The sequence below is a fragment of the Dyadobacter sp. CY347 genome (assembly GCF_021502655.1).
Lineage (GTDB): Bacteria > Bacteroidota > Bacteroidia > Cytophagales > Spirosomataceae > Dyadobacter.
In genome coordinates this window covers 1,157,526-1,176,047 of record NZ_JAKFFT010000002.1, presented here as the reverse complement: position 1 = coordinate 1,176,047, position 18,522 = coordinate 1,157,526, and the positions used below count along the sequence as shown (strand labels likewise).

Annotated in this window: 21 protein-coding genes; 6 read left to right on the top strand and 15 right to left on the bottom strand. The window is 44.5% G+C overall.

Annotation, left to right across the window (positions count from 1 at the left end; all coding sequences use genetic code 11):
- The first annotated feature begins 90 nt into the window (after positions 1-90).
- Together L0659_RS05715 and L0659_RS05710 are read left to right on the top strand one after the other, a co-directional pair.
- Positions 91-519, top strand: coding sequence for a VOC family protein (locus L0659_RS05715; RefSeq protein WP_235124748.1), 429 nt, complete (start codon positions 91-93; stop codon positions 517-519).
- A 321-nt stretch (positions 520-840) separates the two neighbouring features.
- Positions 841-1,077 (top strand): DUF3072 domain-containing protein, encoded by a 237-nt coding sequence (locus L0659_RS05710; RefSeq protein ID WP_235124746.1) that lies wholly within the window; start codon positions 841-843, stop codon positions 1,075-1,077.
- 110 nt (positions 1,078-1,187) lie between these two features.
- Here L0659_RS05710 and L0659_RS05705 read toward each other — a convergent pair whose 3' ends face one another.
- The 3 genes from L0659_RS05705 to L0659_RS05695 form a co-directional block, all read right to left on the bottom strand.
- On the bottom strand, positions 1,188-1,826 hold the full coding sequence (locus L0659_RS05705) for a bifunctional 4-hydroxy-2-oxoglutarate aldolase/2-dehydro-3-deoxy-phosphogluconate aldolase (RefSeq protein WP_235124745.1): 639 nt from the start codon (positions 1,824-1,826) through the stop codon (positions 1,188-1,190).
- 79 nt (positions 1,827-1,905) lie between these two features.
- Positions 1,906-4,191: a mechanosensitive ion channel family protein gene (locus L0659_RS05700; protein ID WP_235124744.1), complete on the bottom strand. Its 2,286-nt coding sequence runs from the start codon at positions 4,189-4,191 to the stop codon at positions 1,906-1,908.
- 160 nt (positions 4,192-4,351) lie between these two features.
- The gene (locus L0659_RS05695; RefSeq protein ID WP_235124743.1) at positions 4,352-4,666 is read right to left on the bottom strand and encodes a hypothetical protein; all 315 of its coding nucleotides are present in this window, start codon (positions 4,664-4,666) and stop codon (positions 4,352-4,354) included.
- A gap of 46 nt (positions 4,667-4,712) precedes the next feature.
- Here L0659_RS05695 and L0659_RS05690 point away from each other — a divergent pair, with 46 nt between their 5' ends.
- Both L0659_RS05690 and L0659_RS05685 read left to right on the top strand, forming a co-directional pair.
- The gene (locus L0659_RS05690) at positions 4,713-5,333 is read left to right on the top strand and encodes a DNA-formamidopyrimidine glycosylase family protein (RefSeq protein WP_235124742.1); all 621 of its coding nucleotides are present in this window, start codon (positions 4,713-4,715) and stop codon (positions 5,331-5,333) included.
- 132 nt (positions 5,334-5,465) lie between these two features.
- Positions 5,466-6,122: a 2OG-Fe(II) oxygenase gene (locus L0659_RS05685; protein WP_235124741.1), complete on the top strand. Its 657-nt coding sequence runs from the start codon at positions 5,466-5,468 to the stop codon at positions 6,120-6,122.
- An 11-nt stretch (positions 6,123-6,133) separates the two neighbouring features.
- On the opposite strand, the gene L0659_RS05680 is transcribed toward L0659_RS05685, so the two are convergent.
- The 7 genes from L0659_RS05680 to L0659_RS05650 all read right to left on the bottom strand — a co-directional run bounded on the left by L0659_RS05680 (position 6,134) and on the right by L0659_RS05650 (position 10,760).
- Positions 6,134-7,087 (bottom strand): HipA domain-containing protein, encoded by a 954-nt coding sequence (locus L0659_RS05680; protein WP_235124739.1) that lies wholly within the window; start codon positions 7,085-7,087, stop codon positions 6,134-6,136.
- Positions 7,077-7,409 carry a HipA N-terminal domain-containing protein gene (locus tag L0659_RS05675; protein WP_235124738.1) on the bottom strand — a complete coding sequence of 111 codons (333 nt, stop codon included), beginning with the start codon at positions 7,407-7,409 and terminating at the stop codon, positions 7,077-7,079. The genes L0659_RS05680 and L0659_RS05675 overlap by 11 nt, the downstream gene beginning before the upstream one ends.
- Complete coding sequence (locus L0659_RS05670; protein ID WP_235124736.1) at positions 7,406-7,630, bottom strand: type II toxin-antitoxin system Y4mF family antitoxin; 225 nt, start codon at positions 7,628-7,630, stop codon at positions 7,406-7,408. Before L0659_RS05670 ends, L0659_RS05675 begins: the two co-directional genes overlap by 4 nt.
- A 109-nt stretch (positions 7,631-7,739) precedes the next feature.
- Positions 7,740-9,074 (bottom strand): WG repeat-containing protein, encoded by a 1,335-nt coding sequence (locus L0659_RS05665; RefSeq protein WP_235124735.1) that lies wholly within the window; start codon positions 9,072-9,074, stop codon positions 7,740-7,742.
- A gap of 182 nt (positions 9,075-9,256) precedes the next feature.
- A complete protein-coding gene (locus L0659_RS05660) occupies positions 9,257-9,871 on the bottom strand; it encodes a 2'-5' RNA ligase family protein (protein ID WP_235124734.1) in 615 nt (204 codons plus the stop codon).
- A 62-nt stretch (positions 9,872-9,933) separates the two neighbouring features.
- Positions 9,934-10,404, bottom strand: a complete 471-nt coding sequence (locus tag L0659_RS05655; RefSeq protein ID WP_235124733.1) for a DUF6644 family protein — start codon at positions 10,402-10,404, stop codon at positions 9,934-9,936.
- A gap of 2 nt (positions 10,405-10,406) precedes the next feature.
- Positions 10,407-10,760 carry a DUF6152 family protein gene (locus tag L0659_RS05650; protein WP_235124732.1) on the bottom strand — a complete coding sequence of 118 codons (354 nt, stop codon included), beginning with the start codon at positions 10,758-10,760 and terminating at the stop codon, positions 10,407-10,409.
- 85 nt (positions 10,761-10,845) lie between these two features.
- Between L0659_RS05650 and L0659_RS05645 the strand changes: the two genes are divergently transcribed.
- Positions 10,846-11,304, top strand: a complete 459-nt coding sequence (locus L0659_RS05645) for a hypothetical protein (RefSeq protein WP_235124731.1) — start codon at positions 10,846-10,848, stop codon at positions 11,302-11,304.
- A 30-nt stretch (positions 11,305-11,334) separates the two neighbouring features.
- On the opposite strand, the gene tnpA is transcribed toward L0659_RS05645, so the two are convergent.
- The 5 genes from tnpA to L0659_RS05620 form a co-directional block, all read right to left on the bottom strand.
- Complete coding sequence (tnpA, locus tag L0659_RS05640) at positions 11,335-11,796, bottom strand: IS200/IS605 family transposase (RefSeq protein WP_235124730.1); 462 nt, start codon at positions 11,794-11,796, stop codon at positions 11,335-11,337.
- Positions 11,797-12,404: 608 nt separating this feature from the next.
- Positions 12,405-16,073 carry a phosphoribosylformylglycinamidine synthase gene (gene purL, locus L0659_RS05635; protein WP_235124729.1) on the bottom strand — a complete coding sequence of 1,223 codons (3,669 nt, stop codon included), beginning with the start codon at positions 16,071-16,073 and terminating at the stop codon, positions 12,405-12,407.
- A 129-nt stretch (positions 16,074-16,202) separates the two neighbouring features.
- On the bottom strand, positions 16,203-16,541 hold the full coding sequence (locus tag L0659_RS05630; RefSeq protein WP_310590684.1) for a type II toxin-antitoxin system VapC family toxin: 339 nt from the start codon (positions 16,539-16,541) through the stop codon (positions 16,203-16,205).
- A 57-nt stretch (positions 16,542-16,598) separates the two neighbouring features.
- Entirely contained in the window at positions 16,599-16,814 is a 216-nt protein-coding gene (locus tag L0659_RS05625) for an antitoxin AF2212-like protein (RefSeq protein ID WP_235124727.1), read from the bottom strand.
- Between the two features lie 61 nt (positions 16,815-16,875).
- Positions 16,876-17,703 carry an SGNH/GDSL hydrolase family protein gene (locus L0659_RS05620; RefSeq protein WP_235124726.1) on the bottom strand — a complete coding sequence of 276 codons (828 nt, stop codon included), beginning with the start codon at positions 17,701-17,703 and terminating at the stop codon, positions 16,876-16,878.
- A gap of 114 nt (positions 17,704-17,817) precedes the next feature.
- On the opposite strand from L0659_RS05620, the gene L0659_RS05615 reads away from it, so the two are divergent.
- The gene (locus L0659_RS05615; RefSeq protein ID WP_235124725.1) at positions 17,818-18,372 is read left to right on the top strand and encodes a DUF4468 domain-containing protein; all 555 of its coding nucleotides are present in this window, start codon (positions 17,818-17,820) and stop codon (positions 18,370-18,372) included.
- The last annotated feature ends 150 nt before the right edge of the window (positions 18,373-18,522 follow it).

Sequence of the window (18,522 nt, the reverse complement as noted above, 5' to 3'; positions counted from 1 at the left end):
ATTGCGGATGATGCGGTTAGTGTCAACACCCTAATTTTGGCTTATTGATTTGAGTTTCAATCCACCTTATCCAACTTAAACTTATTCGTCATGGCAAAGCTAAACACCTATCTCAACTTCGACGGTAAATCCGAAGAGGCCTTCAACTTTTACAAATCCGTTTTCGGAGGCGAATTTCTGGCGGTTCACCGCATGTCGGATATGCCCGGCGCCGAGCGACTTGCTGAAAATGAAAAAGGACGGTTGATGCACATTTCACTTCCTATTGGTAAAGATGACGTGCTAATGGCCTCGGACATTGTTCCGTCTATGGGGCATAAACTGGTTACTGGCAACTACGCTTACATTTCCGTATTCACCGATGGCCGCGACGAAGCGGACCGTCTGTTTGCAGGGCTTTCTGAGGGCGGTGAAATTGAAATGGCAATGGAAGATACATTCTGGGGCGACTACTTCGGCAGTTTTCATGACAAATTCGGCATTGGCTGGATGATCAATTACCCCAAGCAGGATAACTGATACCAAATCGGGTTTTCGAGGATAACTTTCACCAACGAAACTCATTCCAAAGAACAAAATGCTAATGATAGCCGCTACTTTCAGAGCTTCCCTTAAAATCACCGGCTTTGTTTCGCGCTCGTTGTTCAGGCTTTTCATTGCCATCAACAAATCCAGCAGGAATGTCACAGGAACCATGATGCCCAGAAGGGCGGTCACTCTGTAAATTTTGTCCAGTAATAATCGCAGCTCACTATCCTGATCGGCAACATTAAACCCAATATTCAAAACTTGAACATCTGGCTCAGTTTTTTTATATCAATTGAAAAAACTGATATAACAATGGCTGATATAAATAAAAACGAACCGGACGAAAACGATCAAATCAAAGGGTCTAACACTGTCAAAGATCCTAATGAGTGGACTACGGGAGACGAACCGATGACCGGTGCGCAGCAATCCTATTTGAAGACGCTTTCTGACGAAGCCGGTGAGGAATTTGTTGAAACATTAAGCAAGGCAGAAGCTTCAAAAAGAATCGATGAATTGCAGCATAAAACAGGCCGTGGCCTGAAATAGGCGACATTCATAATTTTAAATGATGAGACAAAGGCCGCTGCAATTTGCAAGCGGCCTTTGTTATTTCTGATTTATCAAAAACATTAAATCCAATTCGCAGCGCTTCAATATTACGATCCAAGCTTGCTGTAAAACTGGCGAAAATGCTCTTTAAGGCCTTCCCAGTCCTTTTCCAAAATCATTTTTTTATCAAATAGCTGCCCGCCTACCCCGAGCCCATTGGCACCGGCTTTCAGGAAAGCGCTCATATTTTCCAGACCAATGCCACCCGTTGGAAGTAGTTTCAGTTGGTTCATGGGAGCCTTCAAATCTTTGATATATTCCGGACCCAGTGAGGTTGCGGGATAGATCTTTACCATCGATGCGCCCAGTGTCCAGGCATTGTAAATCTCTGTCGGCGTGAATGCACCCGGGAAAATGGGCACCTTCTTTTTCACGCAGGATTTGATTACTTTTTTATTGATAATCGGTGTTACAATAAACTGGGTGCCAGCTTCCAAGGCTATTTCCAGATCATCTTTGGTACAGACCGTTCCTGCACCGATATTAAGCCCTTCGCCTTCGGTTTCCAGTGCTAGCCTGATCATTTCAGCAGCACCCGGCGTGTTCATAGTAATTTCAATGGTCGTCAATCCGGCTTCCTTGTAAATGGGCAGGATTCTTTGCACATCTTCGGGCGAAATATTACGGATAATGCCTACCAGAGGCGCTTTGTTAAACAACTCCCACGAAAATGCACGTTCACTCATATGTTATCTTTTTAATGTTCAGTTCTGAACTTAAAAATGCATTTAAAATTCCATAATGGTGTCCCTATCAATCTGGAATCTACATTACCTTGATCTCACTGGCTTTGAAACGAATCAGGATTTGCTCTAACACATAGCTTTTATAAGTCGTTTCTGAATAAACGCTATTCAGCCAAACCAGGATTTTGAGCTCAATGCTATCGCCTGTAATGGCGTTGAACAGGACTTGCCGGGGTGCTTTCCTGACAACGCCTTCTGCATTGTCAACAATGTCATTGATTATTTTCTTGACTTTTTCCAGATCCGCGTCGGTGCTGACTTTGAAGGTGATTTCAGATTTCAAACGCGCATCGCTCGTCGTATAATTGACCAGCCTTCCCGATAGCAGATCACCGTTTGGAATAATCACTTTTGAACCTTGCGGAGTAAGCATCCGGCTGGAACGGATCCCGATGTCGAGCACCTTTCCCTTCTTGTCGGCCAGCTCAATATAATCTCCGATTGTAAAAGGTTTTTCAAAAATCAGGATAATCCCGGATACGAAGTTGTTGACAATGTTCTGCATTCCAAGCCCGATACCCACACCCAACGCTCCCAGCAAAACGGTGATCTTGCTGAGCGGAACGCCTGAGACAGTGATGGCCACCAGGAAGCCAACTACAATGATGATCAGCCTGACAAGCGCGAGTTTGGAACCCTTATGCACAGAATCAGCAGTAAAATTGACATCCGGTCCTGAAAACAGCAGGTCGATATGTTTTTGAAATTTGTTTGCCAGCCAGATGATGACGGAGAAGAAAAGCACATTTTCCAAAGTAAATGTGACAGAGCCGAACGTGCGTTCTTTTTCAAGGATATCCAGCAAAAATCCGAATATCGGCTCAATGATGTTGAGGTTAATGCAGAAAACCAGAATCCACAAAAGCACCGAAATGAACGACATTATTTTCGTAAATGTCACACGGCTTTTCTCGATGTTGACACGAGAAAACAGCCTTTTCGACGCCACGCTAACCTTCATATGCAGATCCAGCGCCTCCAAAACAATGTGCACAAAAATGCCCAGGCTCAGCACCTGAATGAGTCCGCTGATTGCAGTTATGTTGAAATTTTTAGCTAATGAAATGCGTCCCAGCGTATTAAGGATCACTGCGAGAATGTTTAAAACAATGTAGATGATCAGGACCGGCTTGATGAATTTTTCCTCCATTTTCACCTCCCGCAATTTCCTGAAAAACCATACTCCGAATGCAATAGAACCCAAATTAAGTGACATCAAGGCAAGCCTCGACAGGAAAGATTCCCCTACAATGATGTTGCTGATAATGGTGAGCACGTAAATAATGAGCACGGAAAACCACCAGACCAGCTGCTGCCCGGAAAGCCTCTTCATAAAGAAGATGGTCATCGTGATCAAAAGCAAAAACTGGTTCAGCTCAATGTAAATCGATGGCGACCGCGGTTCAAATAGGGGGGTAATGTTGAAAAGGATGATGAAGGTGGCCAGTATCGGCTTTGGATTAATGTATTTAAAATCCAATTGCCCAATTTCCCTACCGATGGCGGCAGATGCTGCCAGGCGAAAATTGACAAAGATCCAGGCAAAAAACCCAATGCAAAACAGAAAGAGCAGCACGCGATTGTCCCAGGTCGACTGCAAAAAATAGCGCAGGATCTTATTTTGACCCGTATAGGAAACTTTAATAATGTCGTTGACGCTGCCGTTTACATTTCCCGGAGGCGCTTTCCAGATGTAGCTGGACTCCTTACCCAGCAAGTTTCGGCCGGATTCCTTGATATAGTCATTGATCGTGGTTTCAAGATCATTAGCACGAAAAAAAACCTCCGAAACTTCGGCAAGTAGGCTGCTAACCGTGTCCAGATTGGCCGTTGTGGTCTTGCCCGCTTCCTGCAATTTCAATTTTAAATCAGCAATTTGCCCCGAGTAAAGTTTCTTTTGCGTGCTATCACCCGCCTGTATGTCCAAAAGTGAATCACGGCTGAATTGAATAACCTGTTCCGACAGTAATTGCAGGTCGCCATTGTGCTTACTCAGGGTTTTTCGCCACTGGCCGGTGCGCTGCTGCACATCGGTAAGCATCAGTTTATAATTCTGTAAATCCTTGCTGCTTGGAATGGCACTTTCAACGCCTACTGCTGCTTGAATCTGGTCTACATTACGCTTAACGCCAACAAGTTCTTTTTTGATTACATCACTGTCGTAACCCTTTTTATTGGCTGCATTGATCTGGGTGATAACTGCTTGCGCTTTCTCTATTCTAAATAAAAGCGTGTCGGGAATAGCAATTGAGCGGGTGGCTTTCTTTGTGGTGTCTTGCGCTGCGATCCGGAGCGATAGCAGCATAATTATTAATAGCGTTGAAAAGAATTTACTTTTGGTCATATGATTCTAGCTGTGCAGGAACATTAAATTGCTTTTTTCAGACTAAAAATCATACCAGCCGCCCGTTCAGCAGCAACCGCGCCCCGTTATACGCAGCCCGGATTTTTACCCAATTTCTACGTCAGTCCTTGTCAACCAGTACAATGCAATCAGGACAATCGTCTTTTCCGGCCGGCACTGCGGAGGCTTGCAGTTGCAGTTTTTTGCCTGTTGCATCGGCCTCTTCCAAAAGTTCGAATACACGGCGTTCGCCCACCATCAGAAGCGCCTGGAAAAGAACACCCGCATATTCGCTTTCCTCGCTTTGTGGACCCTTTGCTTTCGCGAGATCATTATAATATCCAAACAGATCTTTACCTTTTCCCATTGCTGTAAACTGGTTTTGGTTAAAAGTGAAGTTGAGGCTCGACTTACTCAAACGCGGTGCGACTGGCATTATTGTTTGATAAGGCCAATCGGGCTTAACATTAACAAATTACATTATGCCTGAGGGACCGTCTATTGTTATTTTGAGGGAAGCGGTCGACGCGCTGCATCTGGAAAATGCCGTGATCCGACTTGCAGAAGGCAATTCCAAGATCGATACAGATCGATTAACCGACCAGAAAGTGCTTGCTTTCAGATCCTGGGGAAAGCATTTTCTGGTGTGTTTTGAGGATTTTACATTGCGGATCCATTTCATGCTTTTTGGTTCGTATCTCATTAACGAGCGCAAGAAAACACCTCCCCGTCTAACCCTGGTTTTCGATGATGCTGAGCTGAATTTTTACGCATGCTCCGTGGCTATCCTGGATCAGCCGGCCGATGCGATCTATGATTGGAGCAGCGATATAATGTCGGATCAATGGAGCCCGGAGCAGGCCATTGACAAGCTGAAAGCTGCGCCTAAGATGCTCGCTTGCGATGCGCTGTTAGACCAGAATATTTTTTCCGGGAGCGGCAACATTATAAAAAACGAAGTCCTTTTCCGCATTCAGGTCCACCCGTTGTCCCTTGTCGGCATGTTACCAAAAGCCAAGCTTGAAGAATTGGTTACGGAAACGAGCCGTTATAGTTTTGATTTTTTGCATTGGAAAAAAGAATTTACGTTAAAGAAACACTGACTGGCGCACACAAAAAAAATGTGTCCACGCTGCCTGATCCCGTTTCATAAGGAATATCTGGGCAAAACGAAGAGGAGAAGTTACTTCTGTGAAAATTGCCAGGCGCTCTATGGAAAGTGAGCTTGCGTGATAATGCAACCGAATAACGTTATCTTCACAAGACCCGGAAACCGCCGGATCGGTTATCAATCTCATTTGCAAACCATCTTTAATGAACTGATCGACAGCTACATCGACAACAAAGTAGGCATAGCCGAAGACTTTCTGAGCAAATCGCTTGCGTCAAGTCTCAAATCCAATCTCATATCGCTGCTGGAAACCAACCAGCTACTTTCGGCCGGAACAGGAAATGACACAGCGGTTGTCCACAACAAATTATACCGCAGCGACAGCATTTACTGGCTCGACCGTAAACACAACGATCCGCACGAAAACGACTTTTTTGATCTTATGGACGGGTTTGTGGAACATTTGAACCGCACTTGTTACACAGGCATCACCGGATACGAATTTCATTACGCATTTTACAAGACGGGAAGTTTTTACAAAAAGCATTTCGACCAGTTCCGCAACAATCCCAGCCGCCAATATTCAATGATCATGTATCTGAACACCGACTGGACCGCGACAGACGGCGGCGAACTACGCATTCACAACGCCAATCACGAACAGGATATATCTCCCACCAACGGCAAAAGCGTCTTCTTCAAAAGCAGCGAACTGGAACACGAAGTCCTGCTGACTAATAAGCCAAGGATGAGTGTTACTGGGTGGTTGAAGGTGGGTTAGGGAAAATATTTTCAGCTCATTAAACGCTGATATCTCGCTTCGAGAAGTGCTTTATAGTCCGCTTTTAATTTGTCGGACAAAAAGCTGTCATCGATCCATTGTAATGCAATAGTTTTATTTTTTTCGAAACGGCGAAACACTCCTGCTATCTGCTTAGCATTCAAGTCTAATCCTTTGCCTAACCTATCGAAATGCTCTCTTTTAAACTTCTGCCTCTTTCCTTCGAGTGTCAGGGCAAGTTCCTCGGCGTCATCCGGATTAACAATTGTTACATTCAGCAAGTCATAAGCAGGAGATAACGACCAATCATTTCCTGAATTGATCATCGAAAAATTTTTCAGATGCATATCGTTATTCCCCGTCAGAAAACTGAAAATGCTGAGTTCGAAGAAATACAATTGATCTAACAATGTGTTTGCCGAATGTGACCTCAGCGCCCTTCCAATTCTTTCCATGGACCCTCTATATTTGTCGAAAGCTTCCAGAATCTGAAACATATCCAGCATATGGATCTTCTCACCATTCTCAGTTCGATCTATCCTTTTAGTAATGTATGCCAGCTCACCGGATTGCAACCGGATCAAGCTTGATTTTACAGTTTTAATACCAAAAGCCTCGGCTATACGCATTGTTACATGCTCATTTTGAGTCATTTCAGGATATCGCTCCATAGGCGGCTTGAAGATATAGTTCCCCCCTAACGCCCCGACAACAGTCAACCGCCCGCTACTTCGGTTGCCCAACGCATCGTTTACCAATGAGAGCGATAACTTAGGCTGGACACCCGGAACAGCAATGCTACGCTCGACTACATTCTTTGCCAACTCCGACATCTGATCCAGAGAATATTCGAAACGCGGAGTTTGCTTCATTCCAAAAAAGTCCACGCTACAATGCGAATGAAAATCCACTTCTGCGGAACCCTCCATTAACTTGTAACAATACAGACATTTTCTATTCTCCATCCTCCGTTATTGGTTGAACGCTTACTGCTCCTATACAGTTGTGGCAACAAGCCAGAAGCAAACCCATGCGATCATTTTGATTGATTTTCCAATTTTTAGAAGCAATATCCAAAAGCCATCCCTCTGGTATAAGTCCTTCAAAAAACGGGAAAAGCCTGTTGTCTTTATACGTCTGGTTGCTTACTGGCATGGTGAACGTGATAAATTGCTTCGGATAGGCTGCAATGTAACTTGGATCATACGCAAAAAGATACTCACCGTCATCCGTTTCAGTGAGTATCCCGGCTAGCAGTTCTTTATAAAAAATCGAAGCCCTTCTCATTGCAAATTGGTTGTAGTCGATGGATCTTTCATATTTGCAGGAATCAGGACGTGCCCAAACATCTTCAGTACTTGGTTGACCTTTTCGAGATTCAGGTTTTCCTTACCCTGCTCAATCTTACGAACCACTGTTAAAGCAACACCTGCCCGTTCAGCAAATTCTTCCTGTGTAAGATTGGCTTGTTTTCTTTTTTCTCTGACAAATTGCGAAAGTTGACTCATGGCAACACTTTATATGTTATTCCATATAAAGTTATTCGAATTTTTTAAACTATATGCATTAACATACAAAATAATAAATTTGAGTATGTTTATATGTGAATGAATATAATTATTTCTTCTGACGAGCCCGAGCCAGCTGTACGCGCTTGAAAATGTAGCTGTTGACATAGATAAACAATGCAAGGCCGATGAGGATGAAGATTGCATTCAGCTTGTAGGAAAAGCCTATGAACTTTTCTTCGCCTTTCATGGAAAGTTCGAACCTAAGCCATAGTCGTTCGACGGTGGTTGTTTCCTTATCGAATGGAAGCGCTTCGTCGTAGATGGGCTCGATGATGTAGCGGTTGTTGATGTCGATGTAACCGTATTTGTCATCGATGCGGACCATAGAAATGCCGCGGTTGTAGTAGGAAGCAAAATCGTATTTGAGCGGCGTTCTGACTTTTCCCTTTTTGTCTATATGACCAAACTTTCCATTGATCGCTACTGCCGAGCGGTCTTCATTGGTGAAGCCGGTTGCTTCGTCATATAAGAATGGAATCCGCGTTTTTCCAGTTTTGTCGATGCAGCCCCATTTATTATTTTTCTTAACCCAAAAGAGTCCGGAAGTTGGTTTACGCGTATCGGTATATAAAAAATCCGTGATGAGCTCGCCGGTGAAAACATTGATGTAACCAAACTTATCGCCGTATTTAACCCGCTCCATTCCCTGGCCCGAAAACTTATATTCCGGATCAATGTCGTCCAGCGAAACAGGCACACGGAGGATCATTTTGTTGTTAATAATCCCGTATTTACCTTCAAATAAAAAGTGATAAATGTACTTGGAACTCTTCACTTCCTTTTCAATAAAAGGACTGAAATTCCAGTTCAGAATAAAATAGTTGCGGCCTTTCCACCAGAGAATGTCCTCCCGTGTGTCCTGATTGCAAACCATATCTACTTTCGCAGCGGAGATCAGAAAGTCTTTCCTGAAATATTGAATGGGGACTTTGTAAATTTCCTTTCCTGTTGAATCAATGTAAGAAAGGCCATATTGCTTTCCGGAGCGATAAATTACCCACGTTTTTCCCTCGTAAAACTTATCGGTCGAAACATAAACCGGCTGGATCACAACCTCACCTCTCCTGTTGATAAAACCGTGGCGGCCAAGCTTTTCCTCGTCCAGTTCCATCGGCACAAACTCGGCCAGATCACCCGAAAAATCACCAATATCTCGATAAGCCGCCGTCAGCTTTTTACCATTGTTATCAACCAGGAAAGTTTCGTAGGCGCGGCATGGAATCGTTATCTTCTTGACAACATATATGCCTTTATACTCTTTATAGACATTATATTCTGAAAGCCAGGGCTTCCCGGGAACCGAAACCGACTGACAAAATGCACTCTGAAAAAATGCGGTAAACGATATAAAAAGTAACCAGCGAAAAGCCTTATGAAACATCCCAGCAAAAGAATTTATCCAACATCCATTATATCAACGGCGACTAATATACCCATTATGGACATTGATCGGATAATAACCCGCATTTTAATATCTCACCCCGGCCACACCGAATCGCCGCGGCTGGCATCATGGATAGGGAGTATTGCTCCCATATCTCACATTAATTGTCAATTTCTATATCAAAACAATCGCATTTGCTGGCCTACCATGTACTCATGGCCGAGCAAGGGAATGGTGTCGATGATCTCGTATTGGCGTTTTTCCTCACTGAATTTGCGCATGACGAATGAATTGCATGTGAAGTGCTCAGCAAACGTTTCGGTGAAATAGTCATGAGATTGTTTTATTTCTTCGAGGGTCAAGCCACTCGCAATGGTCATATGCGGCTTTTTACGACCTACCACATCCCAACGATCGGTGCATCTTTGCTTCGTAAGTTTATTGAAATTTGCGCCAATGCTTTTACAATATTCCGAGATTTGCTCCACAGATCCATCATCTGGCTTAATGTAGAAAGTACATTCAGGTCTGTCAGAATAATCTCCGAAACCCGAAAGCCCGATCTCCAAGGGCGCCAGGCCGGCCAGCACCCGTTTGAATTCAGCCAGAATAATGGGATAATCGTCTTCGGTGGCTACAAATAATATCAAGGTCACATGCGCAAAGGAATTTACGCTGTTATATCTACGGCCGAGATGCTCATCCAGCCGCTTTTTGAGCGTCCTCACCAGCTCAATAATGCGCTCATCAGGGTTTATAGCGAGGGTGTAAACAGATAGTGTTTTACTTTTCATCAATTGATTGACCACATCGTAAATATCGGCAGGAATACACTAGTAATACACCAATTTTAACATTAATAAGCGAGCAAGCGACCACAGGCAATAACTGAGATCCAAACTACAATGGAAACACAGGCAGTGATTTTAGCCTGATACGGAAATTTAGCGTCAGGATTTACTCCTGACTTAAATATGAAACGGTGAAAAACGAACACATTTATAGCCCCAACTAGTATGAGGCTCATTTTGGTCCAAAAAGTTGGATCTACACCCAGCGCATTGGCATTGGTTATAAACAGCAATGCGCCGGATGGGATGATCAAAAGCAGTGACCTGCACGACCAAGGCAGTAGATGTTCGGCCAGACTGGCGAAAGGAATATTTTTCGAAAACCCCAGCAACCTCAGATCGAACATAAATGCGGGTCCTACTAGCATGACGATTCCCACTATATGGACGATTTCCAATGCCGGATACAGCCATAAGGATTGTCGGATGCCTATTGCCCAGGAGGTTTTTTCGAGCCAGTCAAGAAAGTCGAGCACTATCAGCGGAGTTCAAATTTCTTACCGTCAACGAAGATCCTTTCGGCACGCATCTCTCCTTTTTCCGTCTTGTGCGGATAAGCGACGAGCCTTACGGAAGTGCCTTTTTGGATCATGTCGGCAGTTAGGCCGCGGTCGGTCATGCGGCTGGTTGGTGCGAGGAACACGGTGTACATTTCCTTATTATACTTCACTTTCGCGAGCACGTGCGGGTTTTCGTAAATGGATTCTTCGATTTTCGTTTTAAAATCCTGCGGTTTGGTTTGGTCATAGTCGGCCCAGCCGTGATGCAAAACTGTGAATGAGGCGCAAAGCAAAACCGCCACTGCCATTGAGATACTTTTCAAGCTTTTCATAACATGTTGAGTTTAGTGTATTTAAAGTTAAAGAAATAATCCATTAACTTGAAAGCGAAATCCAACTCAAATTCTTATAACCTGAATGAAATCAAAATTTTACATCCTTGCTTTGCTTACATTTTGTGCTGCCTGCGGCGAAAAAACGAGTGACGCTGAATCATCAACTTCTCCATCCATCATTGGCACCTGGGCGCTCTCATCCAGCAAAGTCATTACCAAAAATGACACGCTGGTCACGTTTCCGGTCAAAAACCAGGAAATGATTAAAATGTTTACCGAGTCGCATTTTACCTTCATGAAGCACGATATCAACCAGGGCAAAGGCGACTCAGCCGTTTTCGACGCCGGCGGCGGGACCTACACATTAAAAGGAGATGATTACTCAGAGCATCTCCAATACTGCAACTACCGCGACTGGGAAAACCGTGATTTCCACTTCAAACTCCGCCTAAAAGGCGACACACTCATCCAAAGCGGCATCGAGAAAATCGACAGCCTAGGGATTGATCAGGAGATTTTGGAGGTTTATGTGAGGGAGTGATGGGTTGATAGCACTGCCGCATAGAGAGCATTAAATCAATCCCTTAAAGATGTATTGTTCATCGTAGTCAATGCCGTACTTGACAAGCATTTCAATATACTCGTTTCTGAATGTGGTTTTGCTATGATGCTGTTCTTGATTTTGAATGTATCTGAAGACATTATCAATGTGTGACTGGCTATATGAAAATGTCCCAAAGCCTCGCTGCCATTCAAATCTGTCGTCAAGAAAATGTTTATCATTAATCCATTTTGAGGATTTCGCCTTAACATTCTTCATCGCTTCCGAAACGGAAATTGAAGGTTTTAGAGTGAAGAAACAATGGACATGATCTTCAACACCATTCACGATCAGCGTCTTGCAGCCAGTTTCGTTGATCAAATTGCCGATTACCGCCATAAGTTCGGATCGCCACTGCCGATGAATAACTGCTCGCCGATATTTCACAGCAAACACAGTTTGAATGTACATTTGAGAGTAAGTATTCGTCATTTGGGTGTGCAGTTTATATTCGGAAGCTGAAACTATCAGACAACTGCAACACGGCATACTATCATTTTTCCTGAGGTAGCTTTGACATATCAAAAGGCAAAGCTGGTAATTTGAAAGCTAGTTGTGTGAAAGCTAGTCAGTAAAGAAATCATTGCTGGTTCTAAGGGGGAAAAACAAAGGCCAGGATAAATCCTGAGCCAAAAAGATAGCCCAAAAAGGCCAGAATAAATCCCGACCCAAAAAGATAACCAAAAAAGGCCAGGATAAATCCTGACCCAAGAATATGACCGTGCCTGACGGCACTAACATCCCCTAAGCAAAGTGCCGTCAGGCACAACCAATCCCAAAAACCGGGATTTCAATCCCGGAGAGCAAAACAAAGGCCAGGATAAATCCTGACCCAAGAATATGACCGTGCCTGACGGCACTAACATTCCCCAAGCAAAGTGCCGTCAGGCACAACCAATCCCAAAACCCGGGATTTCAATCCCGGAGAGCAAAAACAAAGGCCAGGATAAATCCCGACCCAAAAAGATAACTGTACCTAACGGCACTGACATCCCCAAGCAAAGTGCCGTCAGGCACAACCAATCCCAAAACCCGGGATTTCAATCCCGGCGAACACCCTCAACCCACTCCCGAGCGTTCACAAACGCTTCCAGCCAAGGACTAACCTCATCCTTTCTGCCTTCGGGATAATTCGCCCAGTGCCACTGGAAAAGGGATCTTTCGATGTGTGGCATCATGACTAAGTGGCGGCCGGTTTCGTCGCAAAGCATTGCAGTGTTGAATGCGGAACCATTTGGACTGGCCGGATACGTTTCATAGGCATATTTGGCAACAATGTTGTATTGATCCTCAGAATATGGGAAGTTAAAGCGGCCTTCTCCATGTGAAACCCAAACGCCCAATGTGCTGCCTGCCAGCGTGGAAAGCATAACGGATTTGTTTGGCTGAATGGTCAGTGAAGTGAAAATACTTTCGTGCTTCCCGCTCGCATTGTGCAGCATTTTGGGTTTCTGCTCGTGGTTTTCATTGATCAAACCCAGCTCCACAAAAAGCTGACAGCCGTTACAAACGCCCACCGATAATGTATCCTTACGCGCAAAGAATTTTTCAAGCGCAATTTTGGCCTTTTCATTATAAAGAAAAGCCCCGGCCCAACCTTTGGCAGAACCTAAAACGTCGGAATTGGAGAACCCTCCTACTGCACCTATAAATTGAATATCTTCCAAAGTTTCCCGACCGGAAATCAGATCGGTCATATGGACGTCTTTCACATCGAAACCGGCCAGATACATGGCATTGGCCAATTCTCTCTCCGAATTACTGCCTTTTTCACGAAGCACCGCTGCTTTTGGTCTTGGCTTCGACTCATCGATAACCGGTTTTTTGCCATCGAATTGAGCCGGGAATTTGTAGCGCAGCAAATGGTTCTTATAATGATCAAAACGCTCCTTGGCGAGCTCTGGTTTGGTTTGCTTTTTATCCAATAAATAGGATGTTTTAAACCAAACATCACGCAGAGTTTCAATATCAAAATCCCATTTGCCGGTTGCGTCTTTCACTGTCAGTGTAGAAGCAAGGTTGACCGTTCCGATTTTGTAAAAATCAACGCCTTGTGATTCCAGCGCCGATTCTGCCGATTCATCTGCCTGAAAAACGATCCCGATATTTTCCGCAAAAAGCTTTTCAACAATATCCTGATCTCCCAATGCTGAGAGATCAATGGAAGCGCCCAGATCGCGGTCTGCAAAGCACATTTCAAGCAATGTAGTGATCAACCCGCCGCTGCCAATGTCGTGGCCGGCCTGGATTTTACCTTCTTTGATCAAATGCTGAATGGCGTTGAATGCATTTTTAAACTTATCTGCATCCTGAATATCAGGCGTTTGATCTCCAATTTTATTTAATATCTGAGCAAATGACGAACCGCCCAGCTTATATGTATCTCCCGAAAGATTGATGTAGTAAACAGATCCACCCGTTTTCTTCAAAACTGGCTCAATCACCGCAGTAATGTCATCACAATGTCCGGCTGCTGAGATAATTACAGTTCCCGGCGCGATCACTTCGTCATTTTTGTATTTCTGCTTCATCGAAAGCGAATCCTTGCCAGTAGGAATGTTGATGCCCAGACTGATCGCAAATTCCGAACAAGCTTTCACAGCCTTATACAGACGTGCATCTTCACCCTCATTTTTACAAGCCCACATCCAGTTTGCAGAAAGCGAAACGCTGGTCAGGTTATCTTTCAATGGAGCCCAGACAAGGTTAGAAAGCGCCTCGGCAATCGCATTTCGGCTTCCCGCGGCCGGATCGATCAATGCCGAAAGCGGTGCGTGACCGATTGATGTTGCGATGCCATCTTTTCCCTGAAAATCCAGCGCCATAACGCCTACATTGTTCAGCGGCAATTGCAAAGGGCCTGCGCATTGCTGCTTGGCCACATGCCCGCCCACACAACGGTCCACTTTGTTTGTCAGCCAATCTTTGCTCGCAACCGCTTCCAGTTGCAACATTTGCTCTAAATATTCATGCAGCTTGCCAACTTCATAAGTGACAGGCTCGTAATTTCTTTGAATGGTTTTATCAGCCATCACCGTTTTCGGTGAACTGCCAAACATATCCTCCATTTCCAAGTCCATCGGCTTCGCACCGGTTTTCTCAGACTCGAATGTAAAACGATGCGTGCCGGTCACTTCGCCAACCTGATAAAGCGGTGCGCGCTCACGGTCAGCAATGCGTTTTAATGTTTCCAGATTTTCTTTGCTAATCACCAGTCCCATACGTTCCTGCGACTCATTACCAATGATTTCCTTGGCCGAAAGCGTCGGATCACCAACAGGCAATTTGTCCAGGTTAATGTTCCCGCCGGTTTCCTCAACGAGCTCAGAAAGACAGTTTAAATGTCCGCCCGCGCCGTGATCGTGGATAGAAACAATTGAATTATTTCCGCTTTCAACCATCCCGCGTACGGCATTGGCAACACGCTTTTGCATCTCAGGATTGGAACGCTGAATTGCATTTAACTCAATGCCAGAACCAAATGCGCCCGTGTCAGCAGAAGAAACCGCCGCACCGCCCATTCCGATCCGGTAGTTTTCACCACCCATCACCACGATCTGGTCGCCCGTTTCCGGTTTGGATTTTTTGGCCTGATCTGCAATGCCGTAGCCAACGCCACCCGCCTGCATAATCACCTTGTCATAACCCAATTTCCTACCCAGTTCCTCGTGTTCGAATGTCAGCACGGAGCCAACGATCAGCGGCTGCCCGAATTTATTTCCAAAATCCGTTGCACCATTTGAGGCTTTGATAAGAATATCCATTGGCGTCTGGTAAAGCCATTCGCGTTCTTCAACGCCCTTTTCCCAGGGACGATTTTCCTCCAAACGAGACAGTGCAGTCATGTAAACCGCCGTTCCAGCCAATGGCAAAGAGCCCTGACCGCCTGCAAGCCGGTCGCGGATTTCCCCACCAGACCCCGTTGCGGCACCATTGAATGGTTCAACGGTTGTAGGGAAATTATGCGTTTCCGCTTTCAGTGAAAGAACGGATTCAAAATCTTTAATCTCATAATATTCAGGAACATCCGGTCTTTTTGGCGCAAATTGCTGCACAACCGGGCCCTTAACAAAAGCAACATTGTCCTTATAGGCAGAAACGATGGAATTAGGGTTCGTTTCAGATGTCTTGCGGATCAGTTTGAAAAGTGAAACCGGCTGTTCTTCACCGTCGATGACAAATGTTCCGTTGAAGATCTTGTGACGGCAATGCTCGGAGTTGACTTGGGAGAAGCCAAAAACCTCTGAATCCGTTAGCTTGCGGTTCAGTTTTTCAGCAAGTTTATTCAAATAATCAACTTCCTCATCACTTAGCGAAAGACCTTCCTGCTTGTTATATGCCGCAATATCAGCCACTTCCAGAATAGATTCCGGCTGAATGCTAATGGTATAAATCTCCTGGTTCAGCTCGCTGTACTTTTGTGAAAGCATGGGATCGAAATCCGTGAAATCCGCATTCACTTTTTTGAATTCCTCAATGCGGATAATGCCCTGAATGTCCATATTCTGGGTAATCTCTACGGCATTGGTGCTCCACGGCGTGATCATTGCGGCACGGGGACCAACAAAAAACTCCGTGATGACGGTTTCATCCCGGAATTCCGCGCCGCCAAAAAGCCAGCTTAATTTGGAAGTATCTGATTCTGTTAGCGTTCGCTCTATCTGGACCGCAAAAACAGTGTTCTGTTCGTCTGCAAAAAAGTAGATCATGATATCGAATTATGGCGCAAAGGTAACTGATTTTTTTCCCAATGCCCATTTGAAGTGTAAAAATTGCGCTCTGCCAAAGTAACAGTCAGAATCAGTACAGTTGTTCCGTTCCCTACCGATTTTTCAATCCTACCAAAGAATTTCCACCAGATTCTGATAATAGGCAAAATGCTGGTCTATACTCACAATAGCAGCTTGTTCTGAAATTGCAGTTGCAATGATCAGACGATCAAAGGGATCACGATGTTCTGGGTTGAGTTCCAGGCTCTGATACTCCAAAAGATGCCTATCTTGAATTGAAATAGTTACGATTCCGGCATTTTTAATGTCTTGAAATATATCCGCCAGCGACTTACGCAGGACCAGTTTGCATAATTTGAGCTTAATCGAAATTTCGAAAAGACCTATCGCACTTACCAGCACCTCATTATTCGTATCTTCTATAATTTGTCTGGCTTTGTGTGAGATTTGGCGATCCCCTTATATAAACCATACCATAGCATGTGTATCCAGCAAAACTTTCATTTACATATAGTCTGTTAAGTCGTCCAGTGGATCATTAAAGTCCGGACTTAGTGTGATGTTTCCTTTTGAAATACCAAAAGGGCGTCTTATCAAAGTTTCAGCAGGCATTTCAGTTTCCTCGAATATGACTACGACTTTGGTTTTGTTCTCAATTTTTGGCTTATGATCAAGGATAACCTGTCCATTTTCATAGGTGCCTTCTATAACAGTAAGCATAATCCTGGATGTTTTCTTAACTCAAATATACCCAATTGTCGGCAATTTGCCTTCTCACTATTCACCGCAAACGCTTCCACTTCTTTTCAAGCATCTCTGCGATGATCTTGTAGCCTTTGTCGGAGGGGTGCAGGCCGTCGTAGGTCATGTTCACGGATTCAGGAGGATAGGGATATTCGTCTTTTTCGGGGTTGAAAGGGATGGTTGTGTAGTCTGGGTAGGTGAAGTTTTTGTAATCGCCGGTAGCTGGGTCTTTGAGTTTTTTGAAATTAACCATATTTTCAACCGTCATTCCACTTTCGTGATAGAGATCAACTACGGGAATCTTTTCGAGGTTGCCGATTTCTAAAACCGCATTGGCAAATTCTTCCAGATTCCGGCCGTTTTTAGGCTTGTAAGAGCCGAATGCATTGTTTTTTGGGTTGTTGATATAAACAAAATCCCCGCGCTGCATGGGCGTTATCAGAATGATGTTGGCCTTTTTATTCAACTGCTTCAATTTATCGGTAATCACCCGGAATGCACCGTACACGGTTTTTGTGCCGGTTTTTTGTTTAAAATCATCAATTGACCCAAGGTCTTTTCCCTGCCACCAGTCGTTTGTCCCCAGAAAAACACTGTAAACTTCCGCCTTAGGCAATTCCAGCGTTTCGATTTTATCCGCAATGTTGATCGACGTCCAGCCGTTGTAACCTTTATTAATGTAGCCGACGCGCGGAAATTTTTCGCCGATCAATGTCATATAACCTTTGGTAATCCGGTTGCCGGTTTCGTCCTGGTGATCATTCAGATACGTGATCGAATCGCCAATTGCGACCCAGGAAATCCGGCGCGGTGCCGAGGCTAGGCAAGTGAAAAATATAACCAGAAACAATAAATACTTTCTCATGTGGGGTCAGGATAAGTGGCGGGCCGAATATATTAATTCCAGTTGAACTGCACACCGATCGCGCTGCCAAAACTTTTGTTGTTACCTTTATCACCTAAAACATCTGCAATTACTTTGAAAAAATTACTTCTGATCCTGCTTCTTTTTATAGGCCAAAAAGGCTTTTCACAATCTGGCTTATTGCCGCTCGACGCACAGAAAAACGTCTTCTATTCTGATTCCGGACAGCCGAAAAAATCGAAAACAGAAATATTTAAGGAAGCCCAGAACTGGATCAGCAAGACATTTGGCAATTATGAAAACGCGGTCACATTTGAAGATCCGCAGCTTGGTAAGCTCATTCTAACCAGCTACGCGCCAGTGCCGAGCATCACCTATGAGTACGTCCGTTTTGACCTGACCATTGAATGCAAAGACCAGCAGTACAATGTCCGGATCGATAAACTGGACGGCATTTCCACCACGCACAGCCCGGTCAGGCTTGGGATAAAGGACAATGATGCCGTAATGGAGAAGGAAGTGGCCGTCAAAACCGAGCAAAGCAAGAAAAAACGCACGGAAGCGGAAACCAACCTCAAAAATGCAAAAGCGGATCTTGACGGGATCAATAATGCAATGTTCAAACTCATGTCCGATCTCAAATTGTCGCTGACAGCATCGGCAGAATAGTTGATCGATAAAAAAAGGATTTTTGCACAGGCAACACAGCTGTCTGTTCCAGCCAGTTAGCTGCCTGGATGCCTTTTCCTGAGAATAAAAATGCTTTTGCGTGCAACGTTTGAGGCGATTCTTTTATCCTTGTTTCAAACCGTTGCCCTT